Annotated in this window: 4 protein-coding genes; 3 read left to right on the plus strand and 1 reads right to left on the minus strand. The window is 68.5% G+C overall.

Annotated features, from left to right (window positions below; all coding sequences use genetic code 11):
- Positions 1–144 precede the first annotated feature (144 nt).
- From ACGFIO_RS37985 to ACGFIO_RS37995, 3 genes are all read left to right on the plus strand, one after another.
- Positions 145–1,767, plus strand: a complete 1,623-nt coding sequence (locus ACGFIO_RS37985; RefSeq protein ID WP_392834498.1) for a lysyl oxidase family protein — start codon at positions 145–147, stop codon at positions 1,765–1,767.
- 208 nt (positions 1,768–1,975) lie between these two features.
- A complete protein-coding gene (locus ACGFIO_RS37990) occupies positions 1,976–8,992 on the plus strand; it encodes a polymorphic toxin-type HINT domain-containing protein (RefSeq protein WP_392834501.1) in 7,017 nt (2,338 codons plus the stop codon).
- 25 nt (positions 8,993–9,017) lie between these two features.
- On the plus strand, positions 9,018–9,476 hold the full coding sequence (locus ACGFIO_RS37995; RefSeq protein ID WP_392834504.1) for a hypothetical protein: 459 nt from the start codon (positions 9,018–9,020) through the stop codon (positions 9,474–9,476).
- A 448-nt stretch (positions 9,477–9,924) separates the two neighbouring features.
- Here ACGFIO_RS37995 and ACGFIO_RS38000 read toward each other — a convergent pair whose 3' ends face one another.
- Positions 9,925–14,337 (minus strand): FG-GAP-like repeat-containing protein, encoded by a 4,413-nt coding sequence (locus ACGFIO_RS38000; RefSeq protein ID WP_392834507.1) that lies wholly within the window; start codon positions 14,335–14,337, stop codon positions 9,925–9,927.
- Positions 14,338–14,401 lie beyond the last annotated feature (64 nt).

The following is a 14,401-nucleotide window of genomic DNA, read 5'->3' on the forward strand; positions in this document are numbered from 1 at the left end:
GGACAGCGCTGTCCCGACTTCCCCGCGATCGTATCGGCACGGGTCCCGGGCTGGGTGCTTTGAGGCAAGTCTCATATCACCTCACCGCCACCTCACATCCCATCGGATTTCCTTACCGCCCCACCAACGAATCGAAAGGGACCCATGTCCACTCGAAGGAACCGCACCCGCGTGCTGACCGCCGGCGCCGTGACCGCCGCGGTGGCTCTGGCCGGAGCCGGGTACGGCATCGCGAGCGCGGCGGAGGACCCGCCCGCCCTGGCCTTCCGGGCCGCCACCCACGACGTGACTGTGACGCGCTACGTCGACGAGGGCAGCGTCTGGATGGACTTCGACCTCGGCGTGAACCTGATCGCCGGCAAGCAGCCGTTCGAGATCCGGGCAAAGCGGAAGAACTACGCACAGCCCATCGTGGCCACCCAGGAGGTCACCGACGCGAAGGGCAAGAAGACGTCGGTCGCCGTGCCGGACGGGCTGTTCACCTCGTTCAACGGCTTCGAGAAGTTCACCTCGATCAGCATCAAGGACGCCGCCGGGGCGACGGTCAAGGAGTACGACACCGACTGGTGCCCGAACACCTGGAACTCGCTGCGGACCCGGCCGGACGCGCCGTCGTCCACGCCGTACCCCCAGTACTGTGCCGGCGGTAACCCGTTCATCCTGGGCTCGGTGTGGGGCGTGCAGGCCGGCTACAACGCGCCGGTCGAGTCCACGCCGCGCGTCGACATCGAGGCCGGCGAGCCCGAGTTCGACCTGCCGGCCGGCAAATACCAGGTCACCGTCAAGCTGAACGAGAAGTACCGCTCGTGGCTGGCCGTCCCGGCCGACAGCGCCACGGTGGCGCTCAACGTGACAGTTCAGGACCAGGTCTTCGACCGTGGGCGTGCGCCCGAGGGCGCGCTCCGGGCCAAGGCCGCGATGAAGGCCGCCGCGGTCGGCGACGAACTGCCCCCCGGCCAGACCGCGGTACGTGGTGAGCACAGCGACCACGCCGGCCAGGGCGACGCGTCGGTGCAGGTCTCGGCGTACGACCCGGCCTTCCGCCCGCCGGCCAAGGTGCCCGCCACCCTCGCCGCCAAGCCGAAGTCCGGTCCCAAGCCGGATCTGCGGTCGCTGCCGGCCTGGGGCATCGAGCTGTCCCAGGAGGACGGCAAGACGTACGTGAACTTCGGTGCCACGGTGTGGAACGCCGGCACGTCGCCGCTCGTGGTCGACGGCTTCCGGCGTACCGGAACCGATCTGATGGACGCGTACCAGTACTTCTTCGACAAGAACGGGAAAGAGGTCGGCTCGGTCGCGGCCGGGACGATGGAGTGGGATCCGCGCGAGGGTCACATGCACTGGCACTTCACCGACTTCGCCCAGTACAACCTGCTGAACTCCGACCAGAGCCTGGCCGTGCGCTCCGGCAAGGAGGCGTTCTGCCTGGCCAACACCGACGCCGTCGACTACACCATCGCGAACGCCAAGTGGCGGCCGGAGAACACCGACCTCGCCACCTCGTGCGGTGCCAACACCGCGGTGGCCGTGCGTGAGGTGCTCGACATCGGCAACGGCGACACCTACTCGCAGGCCCGTCCGGGCCAGTCGTTCGAGATCACCGACCTGCCGAACGGCACCTATTACATCCAGACGCTGGCCAACCCGGCCAACAAGCTGGCCGAGACCAAGACCGACAACAACGCGTCGCTCCGCAAGATCGTGCTGGGCGGTACGCCGGAGAAGCGCACCCTCGAGGTGCCCCCGGTGAACGGCATCAAGGGCTGACCTCGCCCGAACACCCGGCAGCCACCCTCCGCGAGCCTGCGGAGGGTGGCTGTTCCGCATCCCGGACAGATAGCGGTGCATCGATATCTAATGGCGTGCGTCACCTTTTGTACGCAGGTGGTTGCCGAGCGATGTTTGCCCGTGGTCGAGTTTCGCTGCCTCCGTTTCGCGGCGGCATGGTCCTGAAGCGAACGGGGTGCAGGGCACTGTGGACAGACCTCGACGACTCCTTCCCGCTCTCGTCACGGTGCTCTGTGCGCTGTCGTTCGCGGTGGGTTCGCCCGCCTCGGCCAAGCCCGCGCCGCCCGCGCCGTTGTCGGCCAGGACCGGTCCTTCGGTACGCGGGGTCAAAGCCGCCCCGACCCGGTTCACCCGGCCGATCGACGCGGCCCGGAACGACTACCGTCCGACCGCGACGAAACCGCCCGCGCCGGCCGAGGCGGTCGTCACCCTCGGCGCCGCCCGGGCCAAGGCCGCCGGTGCGCCGATCTGGCTGCAGGGCGGCCGGGGCGACGCGAAACTGCGTCTCACCGACGAGTCCTCGGCCCGCCGGGCCGGAGTGACCGGTCAGCTGATCGTCGTGTCGCCCGGCCGCAAGGACGCGGGCAAGACGCGGGTCGGTCTGGACTACAGCGGCTTCGCCGAGGCGTACGGCGGGAACTACGGTTCCCGCCTCCGGCTGGTGCAGCTCCCGGCCTGTGCCGCGACCACACCGGAGGCGGCCGCCTGTCAGACCCGTACCGAACTCGCCTCGGCCAACGACGTCGCCGCCCGGACCGTCTCGGCCGAGGTCTCCCTCACCGGGGCGACAGTGCTGGCCGCGGTGGCCGACCCGAAACCCGACGGCGGCGCGGCCGGCACCTACGCGGCCAGCGACCTGAAGCCGACCGGCTCGTGGGCGGCCGGGGGCAGTTCGGGCTCGTTCAGCTACAGCTACCCGATCATCACGCCGCCCGCCGCCACCGCCGCGGTCCCGAAGCTGTCCATCGGCTACGACTCGGGCTCGATCGACGGTCAGACGGCGTCGACCCAGGCGCAGAGCTCGTGGGTCGGTGACGGCTGGGGCACGCCACAGTCGTACATCGAGCAGACCTTCACCTCGTGCCGCGACAAGCCTGAGGGCACCGCGTCGCCGAAGGCCACCGACGACCTGTGTTACGCCGGTCCGATTTTGACGCTGTCGCTGAACGGCACCACGACCGCGCTGGTGTGGGACAAGGACAAGGACGAGTGGCGCCCGGAGACCGACAACGGCGAGGTCATCAGCCGGGGGCCGGCCGACTTCGACAACGGCTCGGGGGCCAACGACAAGCGCTACTGGCAGGTCACCACCCAGGACGGCACCATCTATCAGTTCGGCCGCAACCGGTTGCCGGGCTGGAGCGGGACGACCGGGGTGACCAAGTCGGTCGACACCGTCCCGGTCTACTCGCCGCACTCCACCGGCCCCTGCTACAAATCGTCCGGGTTCGACGCTTCGTTCTGCACCATGGCCCGTCGCTGGAATCTCGACTACACGACGGACGTGAGCGGCAACGCCACCACCTACTACTACACCCAGGAGCTCAACTACTACGGGCGGAACCTGGGCACCAAAGACGACTTCTACGTTCGCGACAGCTTCCTGGACCACATCGAGTACGGCTTCCGGGACGGTGCCGTCGTCGGCACCACGCCCAACCGGATCGAGTTCGGCGCGGTCAACCGATGTGCCGGCACCTGTGGTGCGCTGAGCTCGTCGACCAAGGCGCTCTACCCGGACGTACCCTTCGATCTGGTCTGCAACTCGGGCACCGACTGCACCTCGTTCGCGCCGTCGTTCTTCTCGACCAAGCGGCTCGGGTCGATCACCACCAAGCAGTGGAACAAGACATCGCAGCAGCTGGCCATCGTGGACAAGTTCGCGCTGGACCAGTCGTTCCCGGCCACCGATGACGGCACGTCACCGTCCCTGTGGCTCAAGTCGATCGGCCGGATCGGGTACGCACCACCGGAGAAGGGCGCCTCGATCGAGCTGCCCAAGGTCACCTTCACCAGCATCAAGCTGCCCAACCGGGTGTACACGACCAGTGCCTATCCGTCCTTCTACCGGCATCGGGTCGCCACCATCACCACCGAGACCGGATCGGTCATCGGTACCTCGTACGTGCTGCCCGAACCCTGTGGCGCGACCAAACCCACCCCCGCGACCAACACCAAGTCCTGTTTCCCGGTGCGGTGGAGCCCGGCCGGGGTGACCGAGCCGATCGTCGACTGGTTCAACAAGTACGCGGTCGACCAGGTCACCGCCAGCGACCCGACCGGCGGCGCCCCGGCCACCGTGACCAGCTACAAGTTCCTCGGCGGGGCAGCCTGGCGGTACGACGACAACGAGGTGATCAAAGCCAAGTTCCGCACCTACGGGCAGTTCCGTGGCTACGGCAAGGTGCAGACGTTGAGCGGCAACGCCGACGAGGACCGGCGGACCAAGTCGGAGACGACCTACTACCGCGGCATGTCCAAGAACAACAACGACACCGTCGTCAACGTCACCGACTCCCTCGGCGGCAGCCACGAGGACCTGGACGAGCTGGCCGGGTCGATGCTGGAGGATTCCAACTACCGCGGCGAGGGCGGGGCAGTCGACAGCTCGACCATCAGCGCGTACTGGGTGTCCGCGGCGACCGCGACCCGGGCCCGGGCGGGGCTGCCCGCGCTGACCGCCAACCGGATGGCGCCGGTGCTGACCCATACCCGCAAGGCGGTTACCAGCGGTGGATCGACGACCTGGCGGACCACCCAGGTCGACAACTCCTACGACGACAACGTCGCGTCGCCGACCTTCGGTGTGCTGGAGGCGACGTACAGCCACAGCGTTCCGGTCAACGCCGCCTACGACCAGTGCACCCTCAACACGTACGCGCCGGTCAACACGGCCAAGAACCTGGTCGGGCTGGTCAGCCAGACCGAGACGCTGGCCACGGCGTGCGGCGGGTTCACCGCGGGCAGCCCGGCGACCGAACCCGGGTCGCTGAACAAGCTCGCCGCGCCGTCGTCGGTGTCCCGGCCGGCCCAGACCATCAGCGCCGCCCGTACCTTCTACGACGACCCGACCTGGTCCACCACCTTCCCGCAGGCCACAGCGCCCACCCGGGGGCTGGCGTCGATGGTGCGGCAGGGCGCCGACTACGTGAACGGGGCGTACACCTGGCAGACCGCGGCCCGGACGACCTACGACGCGCTCGGTCGGCCGATCGACGCGTACGACGCCAACGGCAACAAGACCACCACGGCGTACGCGATGAACGCGGCCGGCCTGCCCACCGGCACCACCGCGACCAACCCGGCCGGCCACGCCATCTCCACCACCCTCGAGCCCAGCCGTGGCGTCAAGCTGACCAGCACCGGGCCCAACGGTGAGGTCACCACCCAGGCGTACGACGCGCTCGGCCGCACGACCGACGTCTGGTTCAACTCCCGCCCGACCACCTCGCCGGCCAACCAGACCTACAGCTACGTGGTGTCCGGGACCGGGCTGACGACGGCGACCACGAAGATCCTCAACAACGCCGGCGGGTACCGCGACGTCCGGGTCCTGATCTACGACGCTCAGCTGCGGCCCCGGCAGACGCAGTCGTCGACGCCGCAGAGCGGACGGTTGATCACCGACACGTTCTACGACAGCCGGGGCTGGGTACGGGCCACCTACAACGACTGGTGGGACAAGGACAACTCGCCCAGCGCGGCGGCCATCGCCACCTCGCCGACCCTGGGCACCCAGGCCTACGATCAGACCTTCACCACGTACAACGGTCTCGGTGACGCCGTCGTCGTCGAGCGGGCCAACCGCCTGGTCACCGTCGAGAAGACGATCACGATCGACAGTGGTGACCGGGTGACCGTCGTCCCGCCCGAGGGCGCGACGGTCACCACCGCCGTCACCGACCCGATCGGCCGGACCACGGCCCAGCTGCAGTACACCGCACGGCCGGCCGTGACCGCTCCGGCCGACCTGTTCACCGGCACCTGGACGGTCAGCGGGGGAAGCACGACCAGCAGCCGGTACGGCTACGACGTACGCGGCAACCAGAACAAGATCATTGACGCCGACGGCAACGAGTGGACGTCGGAGTACGACCTGCTCAACCGGATCATGAGCAAGACCGACCCGGACGGCGGGGCCACCATCGGACTCAGCTACGACGCCACCGGCAACCTGCTGGAGAGCACCGATTCCCGGGGCCGGACGACGTCGGCGACGTACGACGCTCTGGGCCGGAAGACCGCGGCGTACGCCTCGTCCACCGCCCAGCAGTCCGACGCCAACCGCACCGCGTCGTGGGTGTACGACAACTCCGACAACGCGCTGCTGGAACTGCCGTACGCCAAGGGTCGTCTGACCTCGAGCACCGCCTACCGGGACGGCAACGCCTACCGGACTCAGATCCTCGGCTACGACATCGGCGGCGGGTCGACCGGCGAGGCCATCACCATCCCCGCCTCCGAAGGGGCGCTGGGCGGCACCTACGAGTTCGGCCAGGACTACACCTCGACGACCCGGCTGCCGCACCGGCAGTACTACCCGGGCAAGGGCGGACTGCCTGAGGAGACGGCGACCACCCTGTTCGACCCGTTCGACCGTCCCGCTGTGTTCGGCGGGCTCAACCAGTACAGCGGCGGTGTGGCCTACGACGAGTACGGTCGGGTCTCGTCGACCCTGATCGGCAAGGACCCCGACTCGGGCACGCTGGCCAACCTCTACGACCCGCACACCGGGCGGCTGGTCCAGCAGGAGCTCAGCCATCGCGATCCCAGCTCGGTCACCGTCCAGCACCTGGACTTCACGTACGACCTGGCCGGCAACCTCAAACGGCAGCACACGACGCGGACGGCCGCGGGCGGTGCGGCCGAGACCCAGTGCTACGGGTACGACGAGCTGTTGCGGCTCACCGAGGCGTGGACCGGCACCGACGACTGCGCGGCCCAGCCCACGGCGGACAACCGTGGCATGGTCGGCAACACCATCGGTGACGGCAGCGCGTACTGGACGAGCTGGTCGTTCGACGCGATCGGCAACCGGGCCCAGCAGACCGAGCACAACCTGACCGGCGGCTCCGACAACACCACGACCTATGCGTACGACGGGAACGGCAAGAACCAGCCGCACACGCTGACCAGCACCACCAGCACTGCCCCGCACCCGGCGACGTCGTTCGGCTACGACCAGGCCGGCAACATGACCACCCGCAACGCCGGGACCGGTCCGCAGACCCTGACCTGGGACGACTCCGGCCAGCTGACCAAGGTCAGCGGCCCCGCCGGGGACACCACCAACGTCTACGACGCCGACGGCAACCTGCTGATCCAGCGGAACCCTCAGGAGACGACTCTCTACCTGGGCAGCCAGCAGCACGTGCTGAACAAGTCGACAGGGGTGGTCACCGGACGCCGCTACCTGCCGCTACCTGGCGGCGGCCACGTGGTGCGCACCGCGAGCGGCTCGAACTACACGTTCGCGCTGACCGACGGCCACGACAGTCCCACTCTGTACCTCGACGGCCTGGTCAAGAACCCGACGTGGCGCCAGTACACGCCGTACGGAGAACCGCGCGGCGCCCAGGGCGCCTATCCGGACAACCGTGGCTTCCTGAATCAGCCGGAAAACAAGGCGACCGGCCTGACCCGGCTCGGCGCCCGCGACTACGACCCGGTCACCGGCACGTTCATCTCGCTGGACCCGATCCAGGACAAGGCCGACCCGCAGCAGTGGCAGGGCTACTCGTACGGCAACAACAACCCGGTCCTGTTCGCCGACCCGACCGGCACCGTGCCGATCACCGACGAGGACGGACCCGGCACCACCGGAGTTCCGGGCCGCCATCCGTCCAGCGGCTCAGGCGGTTCCGGTTCCTCCGGCAGTTCCGGTGGCTCCAGCGGGTCCAGTGGCGGTGGCCACGCCGCGCAACCCCAGGCCAACAACCCGGGGGCGCAGCACTCGAAGCCGCATCGCGGTTTCCTGGGCGCCTTCTGGGACGACGTCAAGGGCACGGTCTCCGGCACCTGGAAACTACGCAACGACTTCAACGCGTGCACATTGCGCTGGAGCCGTGAGGGCTGCAACAACACTTGGAACACGGCCAAGGACCAGGCGGTCTTCAGCTACGAGATTTCCCAGTGCAGCGTGGTCATGGGGGTCCTGGGCGACCCGCTGGGCGGCTGCGGTCAGGCCAGCCAAAAACTGGGCTGCGAGCAGGGCGGCCCGATGGCCGACTGCGCGGGCCACCTGACCTTCTTCGTGGCGTCGACGGTCGTCACCGAGGGTGCAGGTCGGTTCTTCAAAATGCCTCTCAAGGGCGCCAAACCCCGCGAGGCGCCCGCCGCGCCGGCGGCTTCGGTGGCCGAGGACGCCGCGTCCTGCGCGATACCGCACAGCTTTGCCGCCAGCACACTCGTCCTGATGGCCAACGGCAGGACCAAGCCCATCGGTGAGGTCGAGGTCGGCGACAGTGTCCTGGCCACCGACCCGGAAACCGGCGAGACCACCGAGCGCGAGGTCACCGACTACTTCACCAACCACGACACTGAGCTCACCGACCTGACGGTGACGTCGCCATCGAGCACCGCCACTCTGAACACCACCCAGCACCACCCGTTCTGGAGCCCCACCCGCAAGCAATGGGTCGATGCGGCCGACCTCAAACCCGGCGAGCAGCTTTCCACCGTGGACCGGGGCACTGTTTTGGTGGCACGGGTGCGCAACTTCTCGGGCCATCGCGTGATGCATGACCTGACGGTTGCCGCCGTCCACACCTACTACGTCGTCGCCCGCGACACCCCCGTTCTCGTCCACAATTGCGGCGGCGAGGCCACTGTTCATCTGGACTTCAGCAATATGGAAGCGAAGCACGCGCTCATCACGATCCGGAGTGACGCCGGGGAGGTGCTGTCCACGGAGCAGGTCGGCTCGGTGGCCCAGCCGAGGGCGGGAGTCCAGAAGTTCGACCTGGAGAGCTTGGATCCCAGCAAGAGCCTCAGCGTCAATGTTCGCCTTCCGAACGCAGGGGGTGCGCTCGCGTATGCTGAAGTTCAGATGGAAAAGACCGCTCGGGGAACCTATCCGAGCTACAGCCTGAGAAACCAGAGTTGCCTGCACTACTGTGCGAACGTTCTCCGTGCCGGAGGTGTCGAGGGCATACCGACGACGATGAAAGGCATTGAGAATTGGCTGCGGGAACAGCACGGATGAGTTCTCTTCGGGCCGGGAGGGCAGAGTGATGTCCTCGCCGTCGCCGGCTTGGCCGTCGCCGGACGATCTGCCGGAGGAGTGGGAGCCACCTGAAGAGCTCATGTCGCCCACTCCGTATGCCGAGGTCAACTTGAGCATCAGGCTTCTCTCGTGCGACTTTCTCAATTTCCAGGTTCGCGACGCGATCGGGCGTTTCGTTTCCGAGGAAGCACTGTACGATGTCTGGTTCTTGGAAAACGTCGAGAATTCCGGATGGGGAACGAGGAAGACAGCGATCCTACGGGAATTCCCGATGGAGAGGACGCGGGACGTGTACGAGGCTTGGCTGAAGCTCGACGGCATCAATGAACTGAACGTCCCAGCCGAGCAGGAATACGACCTCAGAATGACCGCGATGGCGAACCTCGAGGCGGCGCTGCGGCGTGCTGCGGAGCAGTTCGCCGGAGTGCGTGCGGGGACCCTCGACGTCGACTGCCCAACGTAAGCAAGTCGTCAATTCGTCGATGGCTGGATGACGTCGGGAACCGGACGACGCGAGTAGTGATTCGCGACGGCGGAGATGACGGCCCGCCGGTGGCCGTGCGGCCGGTACCCATTTCGACCGCCGATGCCGGGTTCTTGGGTGAGCTTCGCGCGCTCACGACGCCGGGGGCCTTCGCAGGCGAGACGTGCCGGCGTGGGGGGCCGGTGTGGGTGGGAGTGCGCGGCGCGGACCGTAGGCCGCGGGTGTCGGTGCCGCGACCTGCGACACCGAAGGATCTGGTCGTGGGCCCATGGTGCGGGCGGCGTGGCCGATTGTTCCTTCCGGCTTCCGGGAGAGTCTTGAGACACCTTCTTCATCGCGGCAGCGCCGGCCGGTGATTCGCCTCAGCACGTGATGATCGCGGAGGGCGAGCAGCGAACACGCCGCCGGGAGGGGCCGGCGCGTATCGTCAGGCGAACTTCGTCATCGTGTTCCAGCCCTTGCCGATCTTGTTGGGGCTGGCCCCGTTGAGCCAGCCGCCGGCGCCGTTGCCCCGGTAGAGCCAGAGGAAACCGTCGGCGTCGCGGGTCAGGACGTCGGGGTAGCCGTCGCCGGTGAAGTCGCCCGGCGTGATGATGGCGTTGGGGGAGAGCCAGCCGCTGCCGACCACCCGCGGGTTGGACTGGTTGAGCCAGCCGTCGGCGCCGTTGCCGCGGAAGAGTTTCAGGACGCCGTCGGCGCCGGCGGCCAGGACGTCGGGCTTGCCGTCGCCGTCGAAGTCGCCGGCCGTGAAGAGGCGGCGGTACGCGGTCCAGCCGCCGGCGTCGTTGAGGACGGTGCCGCCGTTGCCGTTGAGCCAGCCGCCGGCGCCGTCGCCGCGGTAGAGAACGAGCCGGCCGTCGCCGCGGCGGACGATGACGTCGTTCTTGCCGTCGCTGTCGAAGTCGCCCGGCGCGAGCAGCGCGGTGAAGGTGTTCCAGCCGCCGCTGCCGATGCGATCGCCGGTCTTGGCGTTGAGCCAGCCGCCGGCGCCGTTGCCGCGCAAGAGCCAGAGGCTGCCGTCGGGTCTGCGGGCGATGAGGTCGTTTTTGCCGTCGCTGTCGAAGTCGCCGGGCGACAGCATCCCGTCGTAGGAGTTCCAGTCGTTGCCGACGACGGCGTAGCCGGGCCGGAAGTTGCCGGCGCCGTTGCCGCGGTAGAGCAGCAGTGACCCGTCCTGGTAGGAGGCGAGGACATCGGTGCGGTTGTCGCCGTTGAAGTCCCGGATCCGGGTGTTGCCCCTGTCGTAGATGACCACCGAGTTGTAGGTCAGAATCTCGGCGACCTCCCCGGTGAACCAGCCTTTGGCCGCCGTACGGCCAGATGCCTCGGCCCCCACCCGCAACGTCGCGCCCAGGACGACCGGCGTCGCCGCCAGCACTGCGCTGGCCGCGTCGATCTCGTTCACGTGCAGGTCGATCAGGCCGGTGGAGCGTTGGAAGCTGACGCTGAGATGGCTCCAGGAACCGACCGCCACCGTACGCGGCCGGGACGTCGCGTAGACCCAGGTCGGGTTCTCCGAGATCCCGGTGGCCATGGCGAAGCTCCAGCTCTGATTCGTGGAGTCGATCCACAGCTTGAAGTTGGGCGAGAACGCTCCGTCCTGGGAGATCACGGTGCCGCCGGCACGGTCCGGTTTCACCCAGGCGCTGATGGTGAAGTCGGCGTCGGTGCGGACGGCGCCCCCGGAAGCCACAAGTGTCGAGTTGGTGCCGTCGAAGCCGACCACCCGGTCGAAGAGCTCGTCGGCCTGCCAGCCCGCCTTGCCGCTACCGGTGAGTGCGGAGGTGCCGACGCTGTCCTTGGCGATGTTGTCGCCGGTGACCGGGCCGGTGTCGGCGTCCTTGAGCAGCCAGGCATGGGTGGCCGTGAGGATTTTCTGGCCGGTGGCCGGTGCGATGGCGGTGTCGCCGGCCAGGTACGCGGTGGCGACGGCGTCAGCACCGATCGCCCACAGGTCGGTGGTCCCGTCGTTGTTCACGTCGCCCGCTTGCAGAGTGAGGCCCTTGCCGGTGTTCCAGCCATCGGCGAGCTTCTGCTGGGCGTACGTGAGGATCTGGTCGTCCCGGTCGTACCGGACGTTGCGCCAGCCGTACAGCAGGCCGGTGGTTTTCTGCCACAGGAAGACGGTGGCGACACCGTCGGTGCCGGGCGCCCCGGCCAGCGTCCAGGTGTTCCAGTCCAAGCCGCCGGTCGGGGTGGTCTGCTGCGGCATCAGAACCGGCGTGTACAGGCCGATGGTGCCTTTGTTGTCGTAGAAGTTGAGGTAGTAGCCGGTGGCCGCGCTGCCCGCGGTACCGAGCAGGTCCGGGATGGAGTTTCCGGCGCTGTAGCCGGCGTTGGTGAGTTGCAGTGGCGAGCTGTGGCGGCGGTCGGTGAGGTCGTCCGCGTCGATGTTCAGCATGGTGCCGGAGTACTGCGTCAGGAACGGTGATCCGTCGCCGTTGCCGCGCAGGATGACGGCGCTGCCGGCCTGCGTCCCGGCCGGGTAGTAGGCGAGTACGTCCTGGAAGCCGGTGCCGGTGAACCGGCCGATGACCGCCTGCGAGCCGTCGAATTCGGACGGCAGGTGGCTCTCCGAGCTGCCGGTGCCACGGGCGCCCAGGTTGGCGGCGGCGGGGGCGAGCGATCCGGCGCCGTCCTTGCCGGAGGCGAGCCAGAGCCCGGATGCGAGGCTGTTCTGCCCGCCGCTGGTGACCACGTCGGTGACGTCGTCGCCGTCGATGTCGTTCTCGATGGCCGGTTCGGCCGCGTCCGAGTTGAACATGACAGGGTTCGTCTCGCCCACGTTGCCGGCCACGGACAGGCTGGTCACGGTGAGCGTGTTGAGGTAGCGCGTCGGGGTGACGGTGATCGTGGCCGAGCCGTCGGCGGCGGCCGGGACGGTGCCGTGTGGCCCACCGTTGAGCTGGTACGCGTAACTGGTCGGCTGGGTCAGATCGAGCGGCTTGGTGACGGCGATGTCGACCGACTGGCCGATCCGGGTGGTGCCGTCGGCCGGCCGGTCGATCTGGGGCTTGCCGGTTCTGGACGCGTCGAACCGGAAGTTGCACGTGACGGAATAGTCGCTGGCCCGATTGAGATCGGTGGCGCGGACCCGCCAGGAGAACTGGGTGACGGCGTTGTTGGCCGCCCCTTGCAGTTTGTCGTGCGGGACCCGGAGCTGGGCGGTCTGCCCGGACGGGTTCAGGGCCGCCGTCGAGCTGGAACTGGCCAGGATGTTCCCGGGGTCGCTGGTCTTCCAGAGGGTGAACGAGGGGCGCAGGCTGTTGCCGTCGCGGTCGGTCAGCCGCGCGTACAGCGTGACGTCGTTCAGGCCGATCAGGCTGGGCGTGGCGGCGGAGCAGGTGGTGGCGGGCGAGGTGCTCAGGGCGGTCGGCCGATCGGGGGCGTGGTTGTACGTCACCTCGAAGGTGGGGCTGGTCTCGAGGAATTCCTTCCAGCCGTTGTCGGAGTTCTCGTCGGCGGCGACCAGGGCGAAGGTCTGGATGTTGCGGTTGGCCGCCACGTCGGCCTCTACTGCGCTCTTGATGTCGAAGGCGATGCCGGCCGCGTCGCAGCCGGGATACCCGTGCGCCGCCGTCTGGTGGTCGACGATCGAGCCGAGGCTCTCGTTCTTCCAGGCGTTCCAGGTGCTGTTGCCGGAGCTGAGGGTGGTGGCCGGGGCGTACAGGTTGACCCGGCTGGGGGTGCAGGACCAGGCCCGGGTCTGGGTGATCTTCATGGTGGCGGTGTTGATGACCGCACCCGACAGCTTCGTGGTGGCCAGCGGGAAGTTGATGAACGTCCGGGACTTGATCTCGCCGCGCGGGTTGCCGACCTGCATGCGGCCGCGCGGGTCGGGGGTGTCCTTCCAGTAGTTGGTGTTCGGGAACTGCTCGGCCACGGTGGTCCAGCCGTTGTATTTGCCGCCGGTGACCGACCAGTGGAAAGTCGGGTCGATGAAGACCGGGTAGTGGGTGGACGCGCCGGTGAGCAGCTTTCGGTCGGGCGTCAGCTCGATCTTTCCGGCGCGTACGCGGGTGCCGACCGAAGCCGTCCGCGCGCCGGTGCCGGGACCGCGGAAGGAGGACCGGTCGGAGGGCGGGCCACCGGCGGACTTCGCGGCCGGTGGTGGGGTCGAGTCCCACATGGTCGGCGCGGGGGCGGTGAGCACGGTGCCGCCGGTCCGGTCGGTGCCGATGATATTGCCGGTGTCGTCGGTGGTGAGGGTGACTCCGGAAAGCTCGGTGGGCATGGTGAGGGTGGCCATCTCGGCGTTCTGGGCGGCCTGCGCGTCGGCCACCTCGTAGACCTCGGAGAAACCGCCGTCCGGCTTGGCGGTCACCTTCAGGTCGACGCCGGGCATCACCTGGGCGTACGTGGCGGTGTCGCCGGACACCGTCGGCGGAGGTGGCGCAGCGGAGAGCTTGACACCCGCCGAGAGGCCGGTGCCGGACATCGTCGCCACCGCCGCGTCGCCGCCGTTGGACAGCACCAGCGGCGTGGTGCTGACCTTCGGGGACCAGCTTCCGTCGGCGTTCTGGACCAGCGTCGGGTCGAGGTCCTTCCACTCGTCACCGACCCGCGCCCGGGTGGGCGACGCGGAACGGCTCAGCGTCATCGTCCCGTCGGGGTTCGCCATCAGCGTGTCGGTGTCGTTGGCGGCCTCGGTCGCCTCGACGGCCTGTCCGGTCGTCGTGGCCCGCTCGCTCGCCTCGTGCGCGGTCAGCTCATGCGGTCGGGCCGGAACCGGTGGTGGTTCGGCCGAGGCCGGCCCGGTCGTCGTGGCGACCACCCCGGACGTGCCGAGTGTGAACGCGATGAGTGCGGCCAGGCAGCGGCGCGCGCGGGTCCCCGTCATTGACGTCCGCCTTCTCGGGTCGAGCGAGACCGGTCGATCCCGACCCTAGGGCGCGCCTACGGGA

Source organism: Actinoplanes sp. NPDC049265, from assembly GCF_043197135.1.
Lineage (GTDB): Bacteria > Actinomycetota > Actinomycetes > Mycobacteriales > Micromonosporaceae > Actinoplanes.

What these genes read in the sequence shown, in the direction of transcription:
- ACGFIO_RS38000 (WP_392834507.1), bottom strand. Translation starts at nt 14,337, where the DNA reads ATGACGGGGACCCGCGCGCGCCGCTGCCTGGCCGCACTCATCGCGTTC.
- ACGFIO_RS37985 (WP_392834498.1), top strand. Translation starts at nt 145, where the DNA reads ATGTCCACTCGAAGGAACCGCACCCGCGTGCTGACCGCCGGCGCCGTG.